The sequence below is a fragment of the Myroides albus genome (assembly GCF_024722315.1).
GTDB classification, from domain to species: domain Bacteria; phylum Bacteroidota; class Bacteroidia; order Flavobacteriales; family Flavobacteriaceae; genus Flavobacterium; species Flavobacterium album_A.
In genome coordinates this window covers 1,835,432-1,860,205 of sequence record NZ_CP102754.1, presented here as the reverse complement: position 1 = coordinate 1,860,205, position 24,774 = coordinate 1,835,432, and the positions used below count along the sequence as shown (strand labels likewise).

The following is a 24,774-nucleotide window of genomic DNA, read 5'->3' as shown; positions in this document are numbered from 1 at the left end:
AGTAAAAAACACCGCTATATCCCATTTATACGAACCAGCACAATGACAGAAAAATAACCCTGTCTTAAACAAAAAAGAGGTTATTTCCCATTGCAGGAAATAACCTCTTCTATCTAATATATGATAGACTTACTATAACTCTTTATAAATAATTACAGCATTACCATCAACTTTCTCTGTAAAAACTACTTCCTTGTACTTATTCTCCTCTCTATCCCATTCATTACTAACAAAGTGTTCTACTATACTATAAACAAATGACACTGGATAATTATTAGCATCATAGGTATAAGTAATAACAACTTCTACTTCTTCCTTACCTTCTACCAACGTATGTTTTAAATAAGTAGGATTATTAGAAGGCAATACCCTATTCGCATAATCCAATCCCATAATAGCTCCCTTACTATTGCCAAAATCAACCTGTGTTTTCTTACTTAGGTCAACTGCTCCTGTTGTATTCAAGGTATGAAACGGTCCAAAAGGTTTGTCATCGTATTTCATAACACTACTATATGTGTTGACAACCTCATTGTTATAGTTATATGAATAAAAAGTCATATCCACTACATTCCCTCTATCAACTCCATTAATAACACCCAGTTTACCAAAATTAAAAGGAGTTAAACCTAAAACTTCTGCCACAACATACTTGGTAGTTACTAACTGATCTCCACCTGGAAAATACTCAAGTTGAGTCGATTCGACCTCTTTCACTATCCCTTTATCATCATAGATAAATTTGTAGTAAAAATCATTATCTAAATCTGATACAGTGTGTAATTTCTTATCCACATAGGTAAAATCAACAGTAGCTTCTCCTTCTTCTACTTTACCTCTATCATTAAACTTACTGTCAATTATAATCTTATCGATTACCTTTATTTTATTATTTGGTGGAGTTATCCCTCCACCGTTCTCACCATTGCCAGTAGAACCTCCGTCATCTGAGCTACAAGATGCTCCAAGAAATGCAAGTGCAATAAAAGCACCAAAAACAATCTTTTTCATATCAATTAATTTTTACACAAATTTAAGTTAATTGACACTTAAAACATATACAATACACCACTATTACATTTTTATCAACAAAATATGCACAACTTCACATTAATTAATGTACTCAAAAACACTATCAATGAAAAAAAAGAAGATTACTCCAAAACAATAAAATAAAAATACTGCCATAAAAAAACAGTGTACCTCCATTATCAGAGATACACTGTTTCTTTCCTATTAATATACTATCTATTACAACGTTTCTTTCAACCAACGGAAGAACTCACCTTGCCATACTTGAGCATTCTGCGGTCTTACAACCCAGTGATTCTCCTCTGGTAAATACAAGAATCTACTCTTTACCCCTCTCAATTGAGCTGCTTGGAAAGCTTCTTGTCCTTGTCCAATTGGTACGCGATAATCTTTCCCTCCTTGAATAATAAGGATAGGTGTATTCCATTTATCAACATTATTGATTGGATTGAAATTAGCATAAGCATTTTGAGCATCTTTGTTGTCTTTCTCCCAATACGCACCTCCAGTGTCAAAATTAGGGAAGAACACTTCTTCAGTCGTTCCATACATACTAACCAAGTCAAATACTCCACAGTGTGAAATAAAAGACTTAAAGCGATTCTCGTGAATACCTGCTAAGAAAAACACTGAATATCCACCATAGCTCGCTCCTACAGCACCTAATCTCTCTTTATCAACATACTTTTCGGTAGCTACATCATCTATAGCTGCCAAATAATCTTGCATTGGTTTTCCACCCCAATCTTTGCTAATTGCCTCATTCCACTCTACGCCATGACCAGGCATTCCTCTGCGGTTTGGAGCTACAATAATATATCCCTCTGCAGCCATCAATTGAAAATTCCAACGGAAAGAATAAAACTGAGATAAGGCAGACTGCGGTCCTCCTTGTGCATAAAGCAATGTCGGATACTTCTTATTCGGATCAAAATTTGGAGGATAAACTACCCAGGTAACCATATCTTTTCCATCCACAGTTTTCACAATTCTTTTTTCACTGTGACTCAAAGCAATTTTTGAATAAATATCATCGTTTACTTTCGTAATTTGATTCCAAGTTTTCTTTTTCATATCATACGAAAACACTTCTGTTGCATGGTTAAAGTCTGTACGGGTAACAATTGCTTTATCACCGTCAATGCCAACAATACCAGTCACGTCAAACTTACCATCCGTAATTTGTCTTACAACAGGAGCAATGCGCTTTCTTCCAGGAAAGTTAACTTCAAAAAGCTGTATAGTTCCACCAACAGCAGCAGTAAAGTATATTTTACTTCCATCGTTACTCCATTGGTAACTACCTACTGTACCATCCCAATTTGCGGTTAGATTTTGATCTCCACCTTCATAACGCACAATTAGGTCATTCTTGTCTGCTTCATAACCATCTCTTTTCATTTGCAGCCAAGTCAAATATCCTTGTGGAGAGAACGTAGGATTCGTATCATAACCAACATTTGCCTCAGTCAAGTTCTTCGTCACTTTTGTAGCTAAGTTATACTCATACAAATCTGTGTTTGTACTTGTAGCGTACTCTGTACCGAACTTCTTCTTTGCTACGTAAACAATACTCTTGCCGTCAGGAGCCCATACGTAATCTTCATCTCCACCAAAAGGTTTTTGTGGTGCGTCATAAGGTTCATTAGGCATAATATCAATAGCTGCATCTTCCTTTCCAATAGGAGCATAAAAAACGTGGTTATGAGAACCATCATTCCAAGTGTCCCAATGTCTATAGTCTAATCCATCAAAAACGTAAGCATCCGACTTAGGCATGTTCGGATACAGATCTTTTCCTAATACATTATTGACTTTAACAGCCTTGTCCAACAGCACATATTCTCCTGTAGGAGATACATTCTTATCTGTCAGTAAATCTTTATACTCAGTAATCTCAGTTGGCACACCACCTGATAAAGGAATTTGATAAGTAGTAGTATCAAACTTATCTTCTTCCATATTGGCATAACCTACTTTGTAAATTAAGTTTTTACCATCTTTCGAAATTCCGAGTGGAGACACTCGTCCTAGTTTCCAAAGTAATTCTTTAGTCATTACCTCTTGTGAAAACGCGCTTAAACTTGCTAAACTCAAGGCAAACAAAAATATTTTCTTCATAGTTAGGGATTTATAAAGCCGTAAATTTAGCCTTTTCTTTTAATTATCAAATCTTCTATACCGTTTAATACACCTCTTTAACAGTCCTCTAATTGGAAATCGCAAAGCAGGAAGTCAAAGATCAGTTCTAAACAGCTGAGTTAAGACCATAGCAAATGGATCTGAATAAACTGTAACTCAAATGAGGTGAATCAGCCAAAAAAGAATTACTTAATTGTCAATAAAAACAAGAAACAACTAACTATATCACATGCTTCAGTAGTTAAACATCTAATATATAGACAAAGAATAGTTAGACATTAAAATAGAAAAGAAACAAAGAATACAACAAAACCATCTTTTATCTATTGTTATTTTTTTGTGAAAGAGGATATTATTATAAAAAAATAACTATTTTCACGCACAAATCTTTATTGTAGATGAAAAACAACAAACTTTTTATCGCAATTATTATTGCTTTAATCATGGGTGTACTTTTGGGATGCACCTTTTATTACCAGTTCCCAGCACATAAAGAAGTCTTTGCGAATAACATTAGGTTACTTGGAACAATTTTTATTCGACTGATCCAAATGATTATCGCTCCACTTGTATTCTGTACACTTGTTGTAGGAATAGCGAAAATGGGGGATATGAAAATGGTGGGACGTGTAGGAGTAAAAGCGATGGCATGGTTCATCACAGCTTCCTTCTTTTCACTTGCAATTGGACTTGCTTTAGTCAATTTATTCAAACCCGGATTTAATGCAAAGTTTGACTTAGACAATATGCAAGATGCAACTGAGTTAGTATCTAAAACTGATGCTTTAAGTCTTAAATCATTTATAGAACACTTGATACCTCAGAGTGTTTTTGAAGCCTTTGCGCACAATGAGATCTTACAAATTGTTGTATTTGCCGTTTTCTTTGGTATTGCCTTAACAACCTTAGGGGAACGCGGTAATCAAATCATAACCTTATTCGACAAAATATCTGAAGTTGTCTTAAAGATGGTAACCTATGTGATGTGGACTGCACCATTAGGTGTATTAGGAGCTATAGCGGGGATTGTCGCAGTGAATGGACTTTCCATCTTCTTGGTTTACGGAAAGTTCTTAATTGCATTTTTAGGAGGCCTAATTGTTCTTTGGACTATCTTAATCATTGCCGGATACTTCTTCCTTGGCAAAGACGTATGGCGCTTAATGAAAGCAATCAAAGAGCCGCTATTAATTGCCTTTTCTACAACGAGTAGTGAAGCTGTATTCCCTAAATTAGTAGAAAACTTAAAAGAATACGGATGTTCTCCAAAAGTAGTGTCATTTGTATTACCTTTGGGATACTCTTTCAATTTGGATGGCAGTATGATGTATCTAACATTTGCCAGTATCTTCATCGCTCAGATTTACGAAGTAGAAATGTCATTAGCAACACAGATAGGAATGCTATTAGTACTAATGGTTACAAGTAAAGGTGTTGCAGGAGTTCCACGTGCATCTTTGATTGTTATTGTAGCTACTTGTGCAATGTTTAATATACCACCTGAAGGAATCGCTTTAATATTGCCAATTGATCACTTTTGCGATATGGGCCGTAGTATGACAAACGTATTGGGGAATGGTTTATCAACAGCAGCGATAGACAAATTTGAAACAAACAGTCAAGAAGAATAAAACAGACAAACTATAAAAAAACACTATGGAAGAATTTCAAATTTCCCAATTGATTAACCCAGAGTTTTACATCAATTTACAAATTGCAGGGCATTCAATTGGAATTTATGTAGTACTATTTATTGTATTTGCAGAGACAGGGTTATTTGCAGGTTTCTTTTTACCTGGAGATAGTTTACTTTTCTTATCAGGTATTTACAGTACTGCTCTAATGCAAGAACTTTTCAATATTGACAGTGATTTTATCAATGTTGCATTACTTGCCACTTTTGTCGCTATCTCAGGTATATTAGGAAATACCTTTGGCTACTGGTTCGGGGCAAAAAGTGGAAATTATCTCTACAATGTAAAAGATAATTTCATTTACAAAAAGAAATACTTATACGAGTCAAAAGTATTCTTTGAAAGACACGGAGGTAGAGCAATTATCTTTGCGCGTTTCTTACCTGTTGTAAGAACATTTGCTCCAATTATCGCAGGAATTGTTCGTATGGATGTTAAGCGTTTTATGTTCTACAATGTGATTAGTTCATTCTTGTGGGCAACTACATTAATCTTCGCTGGGCACTATTTGCAAGTATGGTTATTAGAAAGCTATGATATCAACTTAAAACACTATATAGAGTATATCGTATTGTTCTTAGTATTAGTGACAACACTACCTGTAATCATCAAACTATTAAAGAGCAAAGCAGGCAAATCTAATAAAAAGGAAATTTCATCTGAGGAAGGAGAATAATCCTACTTCATTCTAATTATATCAAAAAGCTTCATTGAATACATGAAGCTTTTTTTATGGTCTAAAATAGGTAAAACTAAAAAAGGGAATTACTTCAAAACGTAGTAATTCCCTTTTTGGTATAGTGTATTTAGTTGACAAGTTTAACTCTCTGGAGCCAATTGAACAACTAATCCTTCTAAACTTGGTTCAATGTGTATTTGGCAACCTAAACGACTATTATCCTTAACGTTAAACGCCTCGGAAAGCATAGCCTCCTCATCTGGGTTCATTTCAGGTAACTCAACCTCATCGCCATTGATGACATAACATTGACATGAAGCGCACATTGCCATACCTCCACAAATACCAATAGTACCTTCTGGGGCAAGTTCATATGCACGTACCACTTCCATCACATTCATTCCCATATCAGTAGGAGCATCCACAATATGTGTTTCTCCATCTCTGTCAATAATGGTAAGTTTAATATCTTCTGCCATAACTATTCAATAGATTTTACAACAGCTTTTTCAGCCTCTTTACGAGTACCATCAAAGCCATTAATTCCAGAAACTGTAGTATATTTCAATACGAACTTCTTACCTGGGTTCAACATATTATAAACACTTTGACACATCAAAGTAGCTTCGTGGAATCCACATAAAATAAGTTTTAATTTTCCAGGATAAATATTCACGTCACCGATAGCGTAAATACCAGGAATATTCGTTTGGTAGTCCAATGCATTATTAACTTTAATAGCGTTCTTTTCTATCTCAAGTCCCCAATCTGCAATAGGTCCTAACTTTGGAGTTAAACCAAACAATGGAATGAAATAGTCACAAGCGATTTCTCGTTTTTCTCCTTCGATATCAACGACAACAGCTTCTAACTTATCCGTTCCTTTTAATTCAACTATTTCACCCGGAGTAAGCATATTAATCTTACCTTGGTCTTTTAAAGCCTGAACTTTTTCTACTGAATCTAAAGCTCCACGGAACTCGTTACGTCTGTGAACTAAATGTACTTCCGCAGCAAGATCTGCAAGGTAGATACTCCAATCTAAAGCAGAGTCACCTCCACCAGCAATAACAATCTTCTTGCCAGCAAACATTTCAGGTTTTTTAACGAAATACTCAACCCCTTTATCTTCGTAAAAAGCTAAGTTTTCTAACTCTGGTTTACGTGGTTCAAAAGATCCTAATCCTCCAGCAATAGCAACTGCCTTACCGTGGTGTTTTGTCCCTTTGTTAGTTGTAACAATGAAAGTTCCATCTTCTAATTTTTCAACTGTTTCGGCTACTTCATTCAAAGTAAAGCCAGGTTGGAACTGTTTAATTTGTTCCATCAAGTTGTCAATTAATTCCGCTGCTCCTACAGAAGGATAGCCCGGAATATCAAAGATTGGTTTTTTTGGATATAACTCAGTTAATTGTCCTCCAGGTTGTGGTAACCCGTCAATTAAATGACATTTTAATTTTAAAAGCCCTGCTTCGAATACAGCAAATAGCCCCGTTGGCCCAGCTCCAATAATAATTATATCTGTCTCGATCATGATGTAGTGTTTACTTTAGTGCAAAGTTCAACTTTGCAGTGATTATTAGAAATGATAAAAGTCAATCAGCAGTAAAAAACACCATGAATGCCTTATTAACTGATTGACCTTAAATATTATTATCCAACATTAACTACAGATTCAATCTCTGGTGCGTACTTTTTAATAGTAGTTTCAACACCAGCGCTTAAAGTCATTTGGTTTACGCTACATGCAGTACAAGCCCCTTCTAAACGAACTTTAACGTGTTTATCATCAACAATATCGATTAAAGTGATGTCTCCTCCGTCTGTTTGCAAAAATGGGCGTATTTCATCTAACGCCTTCATAACATTTTCTCTGATAGTTTCTGATGCCATAGTTTTCAATTGATTAATTCTTATTTTTTACCTACTGCTGAACAACCAGCCATGGTAGTTATTTTAATAGCTTCTGTAGGAGGCAAAGATTCGTTTCTCTTCACAACTTGTTCTACAACATTTCTTGTTACTTCTTCGAACACGCTTGTTACTACCGTGTCATTTTGTAAAGCTGCTGGGCGACCAAAGTCACCAGCTTCGCGAATGCTTTGTACAATAGGTACTTCTCCTAAGAAAGGAACGTCTAAATCTTTGGCTAAATTACGCGCACCGTTCTCTCCGAAAATATAATACTTATTCTCAGGTAGTTCAGCAGGAGTAAAATATGCCATATTTTCAACGATACCAAGTACTGGTACATTGATACTTTCAGACATAAACATAGAAACACCTTTCTTAGCATCTGCTAAAGCAACTGCTTGAGGTGTTGATACAACAACAGCACCTGTTATAGGTAATGACTGCATAATAGATAAGTGAATATCTCCAGTTCCAGGAGGTAAGTCTATCAATAAGAAATCTAATTCACCCCAATCAGCGTCAAAAATCATTTGATTCAATGCTTTTGCTGCCATTGGACCTCTCCAGATAACAGCTTGATCCCCTTTTGTAAAAAATCCAATAGAAAGTATTTCTACTCCATAGGCGTTGATCGGTTTCATCTTAGATTTACCATCTACCTCAACTGAAATAGGTCTTGCACTTTCAACGTCAAACATAATAGGCATTGACGGACCATAGATATCTGCATCTAATACCCCCACGTTAAAGCCCATATTAGCCAATGTTGCAGCAAGATTAGCAGTTACAGTAGATTTACCCACACCACCTTTACCTGATGAAATCGCAACGATATTCTTTATGCCAGGAATTGCTTTTCCTTTGATCTCAGGTTTTTCAGGAGCTTCAATCTTGATATTAACTTTAACCTTAGCTTTTTCATAGACGTGATCGTGAATAGCCTTCATCACATCTACTTCAGCTCTTTTCTTGATATGTAATGCTGGTGTAGATAAAACTAAATCAACAACTACTTCGTCTCCGAAAGTCATTACGTTAGCTACTGCACCACTTTCAACCATATTTTTCCCTTCTCCAGCTACAGATATAGTCTCTAAAGCTTTAAGAATCTCTTTTCTCTCTAATTTCATTATATAAGATTAGTTTTCAACAAATTAATATGATAACACTTATATGCAAAGATAATAGGAAATATTGAGATTTTAGTGTTAATATATTCTAAATACAAATAAGCCTTTAAACTCAGTATCAGAGCTTATTGCTATTATTCAACGCTAATCTTTTTTCTAAAAATTGACGATCCAAGTTATTCTTCACCAATGCATATTGAGAAGTAAGCAATTGGTTTTTTGCTGAATTAAAAGAGAAGATATCTACCTTGCCATTTTCGTATTTCACTTGTGTTGTCGTAAATGACTTTTCGGACATTTCAATACTTTTTATCAAGTTTTTCTCCAGTGTTTTTAATTGCTGAATCTCGTGTTCTAACTGTGTATTTTCGTTGTTTAATTCAAGCTCAATTTCCTTAATTTTCAAATCGTTAAGCGCTATTTCAGTATTCTTTGTTCTCACCTGCCTAATCACAACTCCTCCCGTAAAAACAGGAATACTAAGGCGGATACCAACATAGTGACTTTTGTTGTCGCCTAACTGCTTAGAGAAGGCATTTACCTGTGCATCTAAAGCTGTATTAAAGGGTTTTGAATAGAATGATCCATATTGATAACTTACAGAAAGTTTTGGTAAACTTTGAGAACTTATCAATTGCTTCTCTTTTTGCAAGAAAAGGCTATTTAAACGTTGTTTTTCCAACCTTGGATTAAACAAATAATCCGTAAAAAGTCCAATAGATTCCGTGTTATTTACTAATTCAAATAACTCCACTTGACTGTCACTCATATTGAGGAAATGTAAAAACTGTAACTTTTGATTATACAGGTTATTTTGGGTTCTTTCTATTGCTATTTGCTCGCTGTTATAAATATACTCAATGTCATACAAATCACTATTAGGCTTAGCTCCAGCATCTACTTCTTTTAATACGCGCTTGTAATTTGTCTCACTATTCTTCAATTGTTCTACTTGGATTTTCAAATACTCTTGCAAGCCTACTATCTCATAAAAGCGAAGAAGCAAAGAACTCTGATAGTGAAACAAAACTTCTTGTTCAGAAAGTTCTGACATATTCAAGGCCAGGCTTTCTTGTTGATATTTCACAATATTAGACCAGTTAAAAAGCTCTACATTAGCATCCAAAGAAAGCTGAGTAGATGCAATATTTGAACTGACTCTGCTATTAGTCGTCGGATCAATCGCTGATCCAAAATTATAACCTTGATTGCCATTTACTCCGATATTGGGTAAATAATAGGAAACTACACTTTGTTTCTGACGCTCTACAACTTGTGTTTCTAAAGCAGCTACCATTAGTTTTAAACTATTCTCTTTTCCTTTTTCTACACAGTACTCCAAAGTCCACTTCTCCTGAGCTACTCCGACAACACTGAACAGAATAGTCAATACTAAACACCAATTCTTACTCATACTTTATATATTTTAAAACGTCAATACGCGTTGCCTTCCTTGCCTTCCATATCACTAATAGGATAGATAATAAAAACAAACTACTAAATGCTATTATAAAAGGCACTGCCGTTATCGCTTCACGGTATGCAAAATCTTCTAACCACAGTTGAACAGCAAAATAAACAGGGTACACAGAGATACAGAATCCGAGTACACAGTACAGCATAAAACTTCTCGACAAAGCAACAGTCAACTTTCTCGAATCGGCACCCATAACTTTTCGGATAGCAACTTCTTTTAATCTATTCTCAATACTGAACGACACAATAGACAATAGCCCTATAAGTGCCGTAAATACAGATATACTCATTAGTACAAAGAACAATGTTTTTTGATACGTTGCTTGGCGGTACGTATTGGCAAACTGTTCATTTGCAAAACCATATTCCATAGGGTATACTGGCTCTACGCGATCTTTCCAAAACTTCTCTATACGAAATAATGTACCTTGCACATCATCTGTCTTCAGCTTGACAGATATAGTTCCTAACAGATGATGAAACCATCCTACTGAGTCACCTAAGAAATAAGTTTGAGGAGATACTTCCGTATTAAAACCGTGTAAATTAAAATTCTTGACAACACCAATAATCTGAAATACTCTATTATTCCAACGAATCTCTTTGCCAATCACTCCCTCTTTAAAATTAAATGCCTTCTCAAATGCTTCATTAACTAAGACCTTTTCACTATTATCCGTTCGTAACTCTGGATCAAAAAACCTTCCTTCCTTTAATTGAATTCCCATAACATCTAAAAAGCTATGATCTACAACTATATTACCACTATGCAATGAAACATCTCCAATGAAATTAGTAGAAGAACTTCCTACTTGTTGTCCAATTTTAAAAGAATGAGCGGTTACTCCTTCTACTCCTTGAATCTTTAAAAAGTCATCCTTAAAGTCTTTAAATACCTCATCTCGATTTTGGAAGCCCGATAGTTCGTATTTTATATTTACAATTTGCTCCCCTTTAAATCCAAGGTTTTGATTTATGAGATACGTTATTTGCTTATTCATAAACAAAGCTATCGTCAAAAAGAAGAAGGCAATAACAAATTGCAAGACCAAGAAGATATTGCGAATAACAACTCCTGATTTACTTCTTACAAAGTTTCCTTTTAGCACTTTCAAGGGATTAAAAGATGCGGCGAAAAGAGCAGGTAATATAGCTGATAATAAAAGTATAACAACGACCACAATAGACAATTCAACTATAAAATCACTTATATAGAAAACAAGTGCTCTGTCTACTAATAAATTAAAATATGGCAACAACAATTCCACTAAAAACAAAGCGATTATAAGAGACATGAGAATTGTCAAAAGGGATTCAAACACAAATTGACTGATTATATTTGATCTCGCACCTCCTAATGCCTTTCGAATACCTACTTCTCTTGCACGTTTGAAACTCTGTACCATGCTTAAGTTAACAGCATTGAAAATAGACAATAGCAATAACAACAAAGAAACAACTAACATACTCGTCAATATTTTCTTTGCATTACTCCCACTTCCATATATCTGAGATTTCGGATTAAGATGAGCAGATTCTAAATCAAAAAACACGTACTGATCTTCCTTCAGATACTTCGCACGGTACTCGTCTTCGGTAATCCCCTCACTTTTAGCATAACTTGTTAAGAAAGGTTGATAAAGTGTATTGATGACTCTGTCTTTTACTATATCGAGTTGAACGCCCTCTTTTAATTTTATCAGGATATTATAATTATAATCACCCCAAATATTGATATTATCTTTAATCATCTGCTCTGCTCCATAAGATACAAGTGCATTAGGAGCATTAGATGTCGCCGAAGGAATTTGATAAACTAAACGAACAACAACATGCTTTCCTCCATCTAATTCAATCTCTTTTCCAACTGGATCTACTCCTTCACCAAATAGGCGAATAGCTTGTTGATGTTCTAATGCGATAGCATTGTCTTTATTATCTTGATAGCTCTTTATAGACCCATATACTGCAGGAAAAGGAAACATATCGAGATAAGAAGCCTGGTGATCAGCTATATTAAATATAAAATCTTGCTTATCTCCAACGACAATACTCTTTCTGCGAGTGAAGTTCCACAAAAAAGTATATGATTCAACAACATCTGAAAGCTCCTCAATTTGCGTCGCCATAGGAGCAGGTAACCAAGGACTTATTTCCCCATCTTCAAACCCCGCACTATAAACCTCATATACTCTATCCTTGTAAGGATTCCATTGATTGTAACTATGTTCATTATGCCAATATATTAATACTAATAATAAGGCAGTTACCCCAATAGATAATCCCAGAACATTTAAAATAGTGAAGAACTTATTCTTCCAGAAATACCTTAGATATAACTTAAACCAGTTGTTAATCATTAGAATCCTTATTTATTTAATTAATCTATATTTTTTACTTGTCCTGAAGAGGAAGTGTTTGAACTCACTATCTTAGCTCCTCCTGTATATAAAACACGTCCTGAAGAACTCGCTCTACCAGATACCTCATCAGTTACATTAAACACCATAGAACCAGACGAACTTGCCTTGCCTTCTAATACCTTAGTTGTAAAGTCACCAGCTTTTATATTCCCACTGCTTGACGCAGTAGCATTCACTGAATCAGCCTTTCCAGATAAACTCATTCTTGCAGAACTACTCACTCCAAGACTTACATCACTTGTCTTTAAAGAGATATCTATACTCGCAGAAGAGCTAGCGCTTGCAGAAGTCTTATTCATCACTTCAAACTCACCTTGCACTTTAGAAGATGAACTACATTCAATATTCAAATTATCAGCTTGTACTAACGCTCCTGTAAACTTTGCTGAACTACTCGTCTTCACGTCAAATGACTTTGCAATAACCTTGTTCAATAAGTTAAACTTAGATGAAGATGATGCTCTTACTCCTTCTAAAGTAGGATTACTAACGGTTACTGTTACTTTGCCAAATTCACTCGAATTAAAGCCCCAGTTCTTTCTGTTTTTCTTCTTCTGTTCAATATAAATCTGCAATTCTCCTGTAGCAGTAACCTCCGTCTTTACATCTTTCATATTCTCAGATTTCTCCACCTCAACTACTACACTCTTCGACTCACCGTAAGTAAAGTTTACTTCTATTGCCTGTGAAGATTTAACGGAACTAAAATCGTTCACTTGACGTGTTTCTTTTGACTGTGCAAATACACTTCCTCCTACTAATAAGAAGAACATGACTATTTTTTTCATATTTAAATTTGTTTTATGGTTATTCATACTTGATGTACTTCAATACATTGATCTTCGTCGCTGACCAGGCTTTAATAAAAACAACTATCCCTGTTAATAAGAGAATTAGTAAAAGACTCACTACAAAAGGCATGACACTGATATCAATTCTAAAAGCATAATCACTTAACCACTTATTCAAAAAGTAATAACTCGGGAATATAGCTATACCAAATCCTATTAAACACATCATTACATATTGCATCGATAACTGCTTTAGCAAACTTGAAGCACTTGCTCCTAATACTTTGCGAATAGCTACTTCCTTTAAGCGGTTATTAATATTAAAAGAAGCCAAGCTATACAGTCCAAATAAGGCGATAAACACAACAATTGCGTTAAGCGTTAGAAAAACGTCTCTCTCTTTCTTTACATTGTTAAATGTCTTTGCATACTTTTTATTCAAAAACTCATAACTAAAAGGCTCTTCTGAAACATCTCTTCTCTCCCATATCTTTGCTATTTCATTCATCGTTTTTTCAACATTATCTCCTTTAACTTTGACTGTAATCTGTCTGCTATTTAATCCCACCCATGAAATGGTTTTTAAACTAAAGAAAACAAGAGGAGCATAATCGGCTTTCAAATTATATAGATTAAAATCTTTAACGACTCCCACTATAGTTAATTTTCTATCGTTCCACTCTATAGTCTTCCCTATAGGATTCTCTTCTTTCATCTCGTAAACAGTGCGCTCACTAATCAATATATTAGAGATAGAATCAGTGGAAAATTCAGACGACAAACTTCTACCCTCTTTCATTTTAATATCTAATACATCTAAATAGTTATAATCCATTCCTACATTGATCCCCTGCACCCTATTGCCCTTGTACAAAAAACTAGATGAACTACCGAAATTACTACCGATACCAATAGAAGCAATCGAAATATCTTCAACCCCATTTAGTGTCATTATCTCTTCCTTAAGAGAGTGATAAACATTCAGCTTCTCTCCATGAGGTCCTTTATATAAATAAGGAATAATGACAACTTGATCTCCCTTAAATCCAAGATCCTTATTCATCATATATGTCACCTGCTCATATACGATATAACTACCCACCATAAAAAAGCAAGCCACCGTAAACTGCACGACTAACATAACGTTCTTTAATGTCTTGCCTTTCTTACTCTTATTTACCTCGCCTTTTAGCACCTCTAACGTTTTAAAACTCGCAGTAAATAAAGCAGGAATGATACCGACCAAAAGAATCACACATACCATGAACAACAATAACCACGGCAATATATAAGCTCCTTCTACTTCCATCTGTGAATTGAGAAAAACCCTTAACCAAGGTATTGTAAATTCAATCAATACAAAGGCAATGATACAAGCTAATGCTGATGTGATGAAAGCTTCAAATAACCCTTGAAAAATAAGGTTCTTCTTAGTCGCACCTAATGTCTTTCTAATTCCTACTTCTCGTGTACGACTGATTGCCTGAGCAGTACTTAAGTTGATATAGTTAAACACTGATAATATCAATATCAGCAGAGAAAGTCCGATAATTATATTTAATCTCCCAACATTAGTTGCCCCTTCAGGTGTACCACTTAATTCAGATCTCTTCTGCATTCTTTGTTCTGATAAAATATGTAATTTATACCCTTTGTCCTTTAGTGCTCTAAATTCGTCCAAGGTCACTCCTTCTTCTTCTACCATGTACTCCTCTAAACTCATACCTTTATCCTGAGCCAATGACGCATATACATACCTAATCAAAATATCTTTTATCAGCCACTCTACTTCAGCTGTATACTTAGCATCATCTAACTTTAACCAAATAGTTGAATTATAGTTGCCCCATTGTTCTATCCCCTCTTTTTCATACTGATCTACTGCATTAACCAGAATGTTAGCCATCACAGAACTTCTTCTCTCTTTTAACTTATAAATAGCACTAATGACATAGTTTTCTTTATAACAAACTACGGTTTTACCTATTGGATCTTCATCTCCAAACAATTGCTTTGCATACTCCTCTGCAATCACTGCAGTATTAGGTCCGCTAAATGGATTACTTCTATCTCCTTTTATAATCTCTGATGGAAAAAAGCTAAAAAAGTTAGACTTTACAAAACCTACCTTCTCTACCTCTCTTATCACTCCTCCTATAGCTATTTTTCCTTCCCCATAATAGTTATCCATATACGTATAATCAACGATATGAGAAGACTCTTCTTGTAGCTTAGAGCCAAAGGGATAAGGCAACTTCATCCAACTTGTATCTGTATTCAGAATAGACTCTACTGTGAAGATATTGTCTTTATTCGGGTTATCTTGATCATAAGAAACCTCTTCTCTATAATGTACAAAAGACAGTATAACAGAAGCAAACCCCACCCCTAAACTTACTAATGTCAGAATAAAATAGATTTTATTCTTCAACACATTAGACCAATATATTTTCAACCAGTTCTTTAACATTTTTATTCGTATTTGATATACTTTAATACATCTACTCTTGTCGCCTTATAAGCACGACTGATAACAATCAACAATGTCAATCCTAAAATCAACAATAAACTATACACGTACACACCCCATCCAATCTCTATGCGATAAGCATAGTTTGCCAACCACTTATTTAAAAAGTAATAACTCGGGAATACTGCTATACCAAATCCAACCAAACAATAAACAACATACTGATACGACAACTGTCTTAGTAAGCCTGTTGTCTCAGCTCCAAGTACCTTGCGGATAGCTACTTCTCTTAGCTTTGTTCCTATCGTAAAAGACGATACTGCAAACAATCCAAATAAAGCAATGAATACAACAATATTGCTCAATACACCAAACATCTTTCGTTCTAATAATACCCGGTCAAAAGTCTTGGCAAACTGCTTGTCTACAAACTCATAATCGAAAGGAATCTTACTCTCATTATTGTACTTTAGCCATAGTTTCTCTATGTCCTTCAATACTTGTTCTACTCGCTCTGGCTCTACTTTGATTGACACCTCTTCAAACAGTCCCTTAGCACCCTGAAAAGTTGCGTGATGTGCAAATACTTGAGGGTTAATACCATTCTCTACACCACTTAAATTAAAGTTTTGTATAACTCCTACTACTGTATATTTCTTTTTATTACTGACTATTTCTGAATTAATAGGTTCTTTGATATTAAACATTTCGATAAATGCCTCATTGACTAAAACATTATTGATACTGTCTGATGCAAATTGATCTGAGAGCATTCTTCCCTCTTTAAGTTTAATCTGCATAACATCAAGATAATCATAATCTAAAACAATGCGACTAACCAATAATTTGTCCTCTCCCTTTTCAAAAAAAGAAAACACGTTTCTACCACCTAATGGACCAAAAACCATTGAAGAAGCTGTTACATTAATTACACCAGTTACATTCTGTACTTCCGTTTTAAAATTATTGTACTTATCAAAGCGAATGCTATCGTATTTTGTCTCTGATAAGAAAGGAACTGAAATAATTTGATCTCCTTTGAACCCGAGATCTTTGTTGAGCATATAATTAACTTGTTTATTAATAATTATAGAGCCTATAATAAAAAAACAAGCGATAACAAACTGCAAAACCAATAAGCTGTTACGCATTAAGCTACCCTTTGCATCATTAGCAATACGCCCCTTCAGCACACTGATTGCTTTATGTCTTGAGATATACATAGCAGGGACAAATCCGCAAAGCACGATAACCACTATCAGAATAGCTACTATAATAAATATATGCTGTATAAAAGAGATACTAATATTTACATTCAAGAATATATTGATATAAGGCAACAGTAATTCCATAACGCAAATAGCCAATACAAAACTTGTGAGAACCATTAAGGACGACTCAAAAATGCATTGTAAATAAATATCCATTCGCTTTGCCCCTAATACTTTACGTACTCCTATTTCTTTGCCTCTTTCCATCATTTGGGTTAAACTCAAATTGATATAATTAAAAATCGAGAGTAGTAGTAAAGCAACAGATAAACCAATTGTTATATACAACAAATTCAAATTTGCGCTCGCCTCTGAAAAGAAGTATTTGCCATTCATCATATGTATATCTTTCAAAGAGTAAAAAGTAGGTCTGGTAAGCATATCACCAATTACGGTTTTCTTATACTCATCTAAACTCATCCCTTTATCTTTGGCTGCTCCCGCATAGAGATTGTCATCTATCACACTTTCGATGATTTCACTTACTCTATGAGTATCTTTTGTTTTAACAAGCATTGGAGTACTGGCTGATCCCCAATCATTGTTAGTCATTGCTTCTTGCGTTAACGAATGAGTCACTAATTCAGGCATCAACGAACTTCTCTTCTTTCCAATTTCGTATACTCCTGCTACAATATAGTTCTGATCATCGAATAAAATCTCCTGTCCAATAGGGTTAACCCCTTGACCAAATATACGTTCAGCCAAAGTCACTTCTAATGCTACATCATTCAAATTAACTAATGCTGTCTGTGCATTACCATATACAAAATCATAGGGAAAGAATGAAAAAAAGGTATTCTGTGAATCAAGTGCTTTCTTTACTTCAAAAGACTTTCCATTGCGATTAACAGTCACTGATCTATAATATCCATAATACATATAAGATTCTACAGCGCCTGAATTATCGTGAATATACCTTCCTAAAGTCAAAGGTTGTGAACTATACATCATTCGTTTACCTAAATTCTCAATTACATAGACCTCATCCTTATTCGGATTCCATTGATTATAGCTCTTCTCTTCCAGATAATATAACGATGCCAATGTAATTGACGCAATACCAATCGCCAATCCTACCACTGTCAACAAGAAGTACATCTTGTGCTTCATCGTATTGTACCAATAAATTTTCAACCAGTTCTTTAGCATCTCTATTCGTGTTTTAAATAGTTTATTACTTTAAAATTCAAAGCCTTCAATACCTTCAGTAACAATATAGCTGTCACAATAAATAACAGCACAAGAAAGGAAATAACAAAAGGCATAAATGATATACCCTCTTTGTATACAAAGCGTTGCAACCATTTATCCATCAATAAGAAAGTGGGTACAGCAGCGATACAGAAAGAGATAAAAACAGCTATTATAAAAGGAAATATCAACTGTATCAAAAGCGTTCTTGTACTTGCTCCCAATACTTTTCGGATAACCAATTCCTTCATCTTCTGTTCCAATACAAAAGACAATGTTGCATATAATCCAAAAAGTGAAATAAGCACTACTGCTAAATTCCAAAGGACAAACATATTGCGTTGAGAAATTACCCTTTCATAAGTAAAAGCGATATGATCTTTAATCGTCATCACTTCGAATGGATACTCCACATCCACATTCACAATCCAGTAAGCTAAAATCCTTTCCATTGTTTCCTCACTCTCGTCCTTATCAATCTTAATTGATAAAGATTCTATCATATAGGGAAGAAATTCTATATCTCGCCATTTAAAAAAGATAGTTGGCTTTACTCTTTGTTCAAATCCACTATTGTAAAAATCCGCTATAACTGATTCTATAACATAAGTAACTCCTTCAAATGAAATTACTTCTCCTATAACCTCCTCTATAGGAACTCCCATTTTTTGAACAAACTTTTGATTAACTACAACAGTAGATACTTCTGAAGGAATATCTACTTCTTTAGCTAAAACACGCGAACCTATTAATGTAAGATACTCGTCATCTACCCCTTCAAGTACAAAATCACTTACTAACTGTTGCCCAAAATAAGCTATATGATTACTACTCATTGACTTGCTCTTAAATGACAAAGTAGATAAGGCAACTCCGTCAACCCCTTTAATCTCTTTAATCTGGTCGATTATCTTCTCTCCTTTGTAGAACTTACGCCTAATTTGCTGTGTATATAATTTGACTTGCAAAACCTCCTCGTATTCAAATCCTAATGGTTGACGCTTAACATACTCCACCTGACTGTGAATAATCAAGGCTCCTATCATAAAGAAAAAGGCAATGATCAACTGTAAAACAACCAAACACATACGCCATTTCATCGAAATCAATAATGAACCCTGTACCTTATTGACAATATGCTTACGAGTAATATAATTAGCATAAATAGCGGGGATAAATCCCCCTAATACTATAACAACAACACTAATTATAGCGATAATATCAAATGACTCAACAAAAGAAAACAGCAATGTCTTGTGCAAAAACTGATTGTATACGGGTAAGCTAATTTCTATAAATACCAATGTGACAAGTAGTGATAAGATTAAGTTGAGCAGTGTCTCAAACACGATCTGAAAAACGAGTTGAAACTTACTTGCTCCCACTATTTTTCGAATACTAAACTCTTTGGCTCTTATTAAAACACTTGTTTGATTTAATATGATATAATTTAGAATACTCAGTATAAAAATGAGAATAGAACAAGCAGTGATTAGGTTAACAGTATCATGCTTTGTCTTACCTTCCAAAAGGGCAGTCTGTTTAGAAACAAACCTACCTTCTCTAAAAGAGGATAAACTAACTGAAACATCTTCTCCTTCATCAAAAAACTTATTCGCTCGCTTTTGTTGCTTAAATGTATCTGCTAAATATCTTGAAACCAAAAGCGTATCTCCCTCGTGCTTCATCTTTACCAGTAAGCCTCCAATATTTTCTTGCCACAGTGATTTACTTTCCTCCTTATGCCATTCCATATTAGCCAGTACCACCTGTGGTCGAATAGTCACATTCTTATTCAGTTGATACACTCCTCTTACTATATAAGGCTGATGAGCCAAAGACAACGTATCGCCAATTGGATTCTTATCGCCAAAAAAAAACTGAGCGACCTCATTCGAGATAGCTATAGAATAGTCATCTTGAAAAACCTCATCTGCCCTTCCATAGACAAAATAGAAGGGAACAAAGTCAAAAAAGCTCCTTTGTGTATTCAATATTCCCTTTTGCACACGATTACTTAGTGTGCTTGCTGCATAAAATTCGAGGTACTCTACTGCAAAATAACAATAGTTGTCAACCAAACTATTTTGCTGTAAAGAAGGCCCAACCCCTGCAGGTATATAAATTGAATTGGCTTCTGTACCTACATCAATATTTACTTCATATATCTTATCCACCTCAGGTATCCAACGGTTATACCCATATTCATCTTGATAGTGAATAGTCCCAAGTACAACCGCACTGATTCCAAGTGCTAATCCCAAGATATTCCACAAAAAAAAATACCTTGATTTATTGATGAACGCAATATATAGTTTAAGCCAATTCTGCAACATTATTACTTTGATTTCACAGACCCCATTGAGTCAGTATATTTCTTTAATTCTTTCGGTGTGTTATAATAGACCACTTTTCCCATTGAATCTGCATAAGCATTTAGGCTTTCTGTAGGATATACCAATGCTTTCCCCATTGAATCTGCTTCCACTTTGACGTTTTTAGCCTTTAAGTCTTTACCGTCAAATGTTGCTGCACTATCGACATTAACAGTTAGCGACTCTACATCTCCACTGACAGTAACCTTAGCAGCAGAATCTATATTTGCCTTTATAGAAGTTGCTGATATATTCCCTTTAAACCATCCAGCAGAATCTATATTCAAGCTCACTGAATTTGCCTGAAAATCTCCTTGAAGACCACCATTCGCATCAACGCCAACAGTAAGGCTATTCACTTTCATCCTCCCGCTTACATATACTTTTGCAACAGCACTAACCGAAAACTTTTCAATACTCTTTTGGCTGAGGTAGACATTTACAGTTCCAATTCCCAGATTTCTTCGTTTACTTTTAGTATCTACATCAACAACAACTTTCTGACCTACCTGCCTTACAGAGATATACTCAATTACATCTTCCTTTGCTTCAACCTTTATGACATTATCGTCCTTCGTCGCATCGACATAGACGTTAATAGGGTAAGACACATCCAGAGCAACAATACTCCCTGTTATATCAACTGTTTTTGTCGTTTGGGCACTCATCACCCAAGACATTAAAAACAAGAAGAAACTAATTATTATACGTACCATAATTTATTCTGCAAAAACATCAACAATCTTTGTATTGATCTTTTCAGATAGGATCATACCGTCTTTCATCAAAATAGTACGCTCTGAATAAGATGCATCATGGTTAGAGTGAGTCACCATAATTATAGTCGCTCCTTGTTGATGAAGTTCAGTTAACAACTCCATAACTTCTCCCCCATTTTTACTGTCTAAATTTCCAGTTGGCTCATCGGCTAAAACAATCTTGGGATTTGTAACCAAAGCACGTCCTACTGCAACACGCTGCTGTTGACCACCTGACAATTGTTGAGGATAATGTTTCAATCGGTGAACAATATTTAAGCGTTCTGCAATTTCCATTACACGCTTTTTGCGTTCACTGCTCCCCACTTTATTATAAAGTAAAGGCAGCTCTATATTATCGTACACTGATAACTCATCTATCAAGTTAAAGTTCTGAAAGATAAAACCAATATTCTCTTTTCTTACTTGTGAACGCTGTCCTTCAGTTAGTCCAACCATTTCTTTGTCTAACAAGAGATAGCTACCTCCTGTTACACTATCAAGTAATCCGATGATATTAAGCAACGTTGACTTTCCACAACCTGAAGGTCCCATTACAGAGATAAACTCTCCTTTTCTCACCTCAAGATTCACCTTATTAAGGGCTGTTGTCTCTACCTCTTCTGTTTGAAACACACGAGACATATCTTTAATCTGTATTACCATAATCTCAATTTTTAATATTTAAATATTCAACTCTCAAATAATCTTTATAACTCGATATTATCACTTCTTCCCCTGGCTGTAACCCCGATACTATCTCATAATAGGCTGGATTTTCTCTACCTATTTCTATTTTTCTTCGTTCAGCTCTATTGTTCTTTACGACATAAACCCATTCTCCTAATGTCTCTTGGTAAAAATTACCCTTTGCCAATAAAAGCCTTTTCTCTTTTCCAGATAGGAATAATTTTACACCAAAGGTGCTTCCTTCCTGAAGCTTCAATTCTTTATCTGTTAAGAACTCCAATTGTACTTCGAACCTTCCCTTTTTTACCTCCGGAATAATCTTCTTTACCTCAACCCCTAACAATTGTCCCTTCATATCGATTTGACCTTTCTGACCTACCTGAATGCGTTCAAGATAAAACTCGTCAACCTGTGCTACTAATTTATACCCCTTCATAACGTCTATCTTTCCAATGCTCTCACCTGCAGCATAGGTTTTTCCTAAAATTACATCAAAAGATGACAATCGACCCGATATAGGAGCTGTCAATAAGAAATTTTCTTTGTTTTCTCTTAACTTTACAAGACTCTTCTGCATGACAACCATAGATTGCTCTATCTGAGTAAGCTGAACAGCACTTGTCTGCTTTTCTTTGCTAATACTTTCCTCGATTAAGGCCTTGCGCTCTTGTTGATAACGAAAAGATTCCTTTGTGCGTTCCCAATCACTTTTCGACAATACCTCTTGATCATATAGTTTTTTGTTCAACTCATACATTAACTCTGCCTCCTTATAATCATGTTGAACACTAATAAGATCTTTTGTCAAGTTAATCTCTTGATTTCGTATATTCATCTTACTGACATTCAGATTATTCATTTGCTCAATTAACGCATTTTCCTGCGACATAAAGTTGTACTCCGTACTTGGATTATACAATCTCACTAAGGGGTCTCCTTGTTTTACAAACGCACCATTCTCAATGAATAACTCCTGAATAGCACCTCCCTCAACTATATTTATCAACATGGAGTGCAGAGGCTCAACCTGTCCCTGAAAGGAAATATAATCCTCAAAAAAACCTTCCTCAACCGCACGTATGCGAACTTCTTTTCTCTCAACATTCAAAGCGATATTTTGAAAGAAAGTTTTATAAGTAGCGAAAGTTAAAAGTAATATTGCCACGACAATTGCAATTACTTTAACTTTTTTTCTATTTTTACGAGGCAATGCTCTATCCATGTCTTTCTTTTTCAAGTATTTAAAAGAAAAACTATACCAATTAATAAAGAATTGCTAACAACATATTATTCAACAACTTGCAAGATGGAACCTAAAGCAGACTGTTCGATAATGAACACCTTTATGTTCGATTTTGTAAAACCGTCCACTAACTATGAAAAAAACAATTGCTAATATTTTAATTCTCGATGACAACACTGAGATTCTAATAGCTGCAAAAATGCTTTTAAAACGTCATTTCGAAACAGTAAATACGAATACGAACCCAAAAAAGGCTATCGAATACATCTCAACAGAAGAAGTGGACGTTATCCTTTTGGACATGAATTTTAGAGTTGGATTTGAAGACGGAAAAGAGGGGATATTTTGGTTTAAAGAAATAAAGCGTATCTCTCCGAAAACGCAAATTATACTGATGACTTCCTATGGAAATGTTGAAACTGCAGTGGAGGGCATCAAGCTTGGGGCTATTGACTATATACTAAAACCTTGGAGCAATGAAACTTTAGTAGAAACCATCAAAGTAGCAATCAAACAAACTCGCAAGAAAAAAGCAATATCCTTAGCCTTACCAGAAAAAGACAATGTGTTTGTCGGTCAAGCACCTTCGATTGAAAAGGTGTACAATATGGCAAATAGAGTAGCCAAAACAGATGTTAATGCTTTAATCTTAGGAGAAAATGGTACGGGAAAATATGTCCTTGCCAAACACATCCACGACAATTCTACACGTCGTGACAAGCCTTTTATTCACGTTGACTTAGGCTCACTCAATGAGAATTTGTTTGAAAGTGAATTGTTTGGTTATGCTAAAGGTGCTTTTACAGATGCTAAACAGGATACAGAAGGTCGATTCGAAGCAGCCAATGGCGGTACAATCTTTTTGGATGAAATTGGCAATGTTCCCCTTCACTTGCAAGCAAAATTACTTCAAGTGATCCAATCAAAAAGTGTGATTCGACTGGGAGAATCTAAACAGAGAGCAGTGGATATACGCATCATTACAGCTACGAATACTGACTTAGAACAAGAAGTACAAAACAAACTCTTCAGAGAAGACTTATACTATCGAATCAATACGGTTGTTTTGAATCTACCTCCATTGCGAGAACGCAAAGAAGATATCATTCCCCTTGTCAATTTCTTTCTGGAACAGTATGCAAACAAATACGACCGCGCGATTCCCAATATCAAAACAGATGTCCTTGAAACACTTGAACAGTACGATTGGAAGGGTAATATTCGGGAAATGCAAAACCGAATTGAACGAGCGATGATCTTATCTGAAGAAAATGATTTGGCAATAAGCGATTTCGGTATTTCCTTAACAATGGTCATACCCCAAAATCAAGAAGAAAATACCCTACAAGATATGGAGCGTATTTCTATTGTCAAATGCCTTGAAAAACACGAGGGAAATATATCCCAAACGGCAGAAGAACTTGGTTTGTCAAGGGCTGCACTTTATAGACGATTAGAAAAATACAATATTAAAAATTAAAGTTACTTTAGC

Annotated in this window: 18 protein-coding genes; 3 read left to right on the top strand and 15 right to left on the bottom strand. The window is 35.1% G+C overall.

Translation table 11 applies throughout. From position 1 onward, the window contains the following. Positions 1 to 132: 132 nt before the first annotated feature. Together NWE55_RS08540 and NWE55_RS08535 are read right to left on the bottom strand one after the other, a co-directional pair. Positions 133 to 1,011: a hypothetical protein gene (locus NWE55_RS08540; RefSeq protein WP_258204025.1), complete on the bottom strand. Its 879-nt coding sequence runs from the start codon at positions 1,009 to 1,011 to the stop codon at positions 133 to 135. Between the two features lie 240 nt (positions 1,012 to 1,251). Next, positions 1,252 to 3,153, bottom strand: a complete 1,902-nt coding sequence (locus tag NWE55_RS08535; RefSeq protein ID WP_258204024.1) for a S9 family peptidase — start codon at positions 3,151 to 3,153, stop codon at positions 1,252 to 1,254. Positions 3,154 to 3,572: 419 nt separating this feature from the next. Between NWE55_RS08535 and NWE55_RS08530 the strand changes: the two genes are divergently transcribed. Together NWE55_RS08530 and NWE55_RS08525 are read left to right on the top strand one after the other, a co-directional pair. Beyond that, on the top strand, positions 3,573 to 4,805 hold the full coding sequence (locus NWE55_RS08530) for a dicarboxylate/amino acid:cation symporter (protein ID WP_258204023.1): 1,233 nt from the start codon (positions 3,573 to 3,575) through the stop codon (positions 4,803 to 4,805). 25 nt (positions 4,806 to 4,830) lie between these two features. Then, positions 4,831 to 5,544, top strand: coding sequence for a DedA family protein (locus NWE55_RS08525; RefSeq protein ID WP_160339756.1), 714 nt, complete (start codon positions 4,831 to 4,833; stop codon positions 5,542 to 5,544). Positions 5,545 to 5,687: 143 nt separating this feature from the next. On the opposite strand, the gene NWE55_RS08520 is transcribed toward NWE55_RS08525, so the two are convergent. From NWE55_RS08520 to NWE55_RS08460, 13 genes are all read right to left on the bottom strand, one after another. Then, positions 5,688 to 6,026, bottom strand: a complete 339-nt coding sequence (locus NWE55_RS08520) for a 2Fe-2S iron-sulfur cluster-binding family protein (RefSeq protein ID WP_155092691.1) — start codon at positions 6,024 to 6,026, stop codon at positions 5,688 to 5,690. A 2-nt stretch (positions 6,027 to 6,028) separates the two neighbouring features. Further along, on the bottom strand, positions 6,029 to 7,081 hold the full coding sequence (locus NWE55_RS08515; protein ID WP_155092690.1) for an NAD(P)/FAD-dependent oxidoreductase: 1,053 nt from the start codon (positions 7,079 to 7,081) through the stop codon (positions 6,029 to 6,031). Positions 7,082 to 7,200: 119 nt separating this feature from the next. Next, on the bottom strand, positions 7,201 to 7,440 hold the full coding sequence (locus NWE55_RS08510) for a NifU family protein (protein WP_155092689.1): 240 nt from the start codon (positions 7,438 to 7,440) through the stop codon (positions 7,201 to 7,203). A 20-nt stretch (positions 7,441 to 7,460) separates the two neighbouring features. Next, the gene (locus NWE55_RS08505) at positions 7,461 to 8,591 is read right to left on the bottom strand and encodes an Mrp/NBP35 family ATP-binding protein (protein ID WP_160339755.1); all 1,131 of its coding nucleotides are present in this window, start codon (positions 8,589 to 8,591) and stop codon (positions 7,461 to 7,463) included. Positions 8,592 to 8,709: 118 nt separating this feature from the next. Next, positions 8,710 to 10,005 (bottom strand): TolC family protein, encoded by a 1,296-nt coding sequence (locus NWE55_RS08500; RefSeq protein WP_258204710.1) that lies wholly within the window; start codon positions 10,003 to 10,005, stop codon positions 8,710 to 8,712. Beyond that, positions 9,998 to 12,427, bottom strand: a complete 2,430-nt coding sequence (locus NWE55_RS08495; RefSeq protein WP_258204709.1) for an ABC transporter permease — start codon at positions 12,425 to 12,427, stop codon at positions 9,998 to 10,000. Before NWE55_RS08495 ends, NWE55_RS08500 begins: the two co-directional genes overlap by 8 nt. Positions 12,428 to 12,447: 20 nt before the next feature. Next, complete coding sequence (locus tag NWE55_RS08490; RefSeq protein WP_155092685.1) at positions 12,448 to 13,278, bottom strand: GIN domain-containing protein; 831 nt, start codon at positions 13,276 to 13,278, stop codon at positions 12,448 to 12,450. A gap of 19 nt (positions 13,279 to 13,297) precedes the next feature. Continuing rightward, entirely contained in the window at positions 13,298 to 15,751 is a 2,454-nt protein-coding gene (locus tag NWE55_RS08485; protein WP_155092684.1) for an ABC transporter permease, read from the bottom strand. Between the two features lie 2 nt (positions 15,752 to 15,753). Beyond that, positions 15,754 to 18,174, bottom strand: a complete 2,421-nt coding sequence (locus tag NWE55_RS08480) for an ABC transporter permease (RefSeq protein ID WP_258204708.1) — start codon at positions 18,172 to 18,174, stop codon at positions 15,754 to 15,756. A gap of 2 nt (positions 18,175 to 18,176) precedes the next feature. Further along, on the bottom strand, positions 18,177 to 20,552 hold the full coding sequence (locus tag NWE55_RS08475) for an ABC transporter permease (protein ID WP_258204707.1): 2,376 nt from the start codon (positions 20,550 to 20,552) through the stop codon (positions 18,177 to 18,179). A 2-nt stretch (positions 20,553 to 20,554) separates the two neighbouring features. Continuing rightward, positions 20,555 to 21,307 carry a GIN domain-containing protein gene (locus tag NWE55_RS08470; RefSeq protein ID WP_155092682.1) on the bottom strand — a complete coding sequence of 251 codons (753 nt, stop codon included), beginning with the start codon at positions 21,305 to 21,307 and terminating at the stop codon, positions 20,555 to 20,557. A 3-nt stretch (positions 21,308 to 21,310) separates the two neighbouring features. Further along, a complete protein-coding gene (locus NWE55_RS08465; RefSeq protein ID WP_196216225.1) occupies positions 21,311 to 21,994 on the bottom strand; it encodes an ABC transporter ATP-binding protein in 684 nt (227 codons plus the stop codon). Positions 21,995 to 22,019: 25 nt separating this feature from the next. After that, complete coding sequence (locus tag NWE55_RS08460) at positions 22,020 to 23,276, bottom strand: efflux RND transporter periplasmic adaptor subunit (protein WP_230381539.1); 1,257 nt, start codon at positions 23,274 to 23,276, stop codon at positions 22,020 to 22,022. Between the two features lie 139 nt (positions 23,277 to 23,415). Between NWE55_RS08460 and NWE55_RS08455 the strand changes: the two genes are divergently transcribed. Next, complete coding sequence (locus NWE55_RS08455; protein ID WP_258204706.1) at positions 23,416 to 24,762, top strand: sigma-54-dependent transcriptional regulator; 1,347 nt, start codon at positions 23,416 to 23,418, stop codon at positions 24,760 to 24,762. Positions 24,763 to 24,774: the final 12 nt, after the last annotated feature.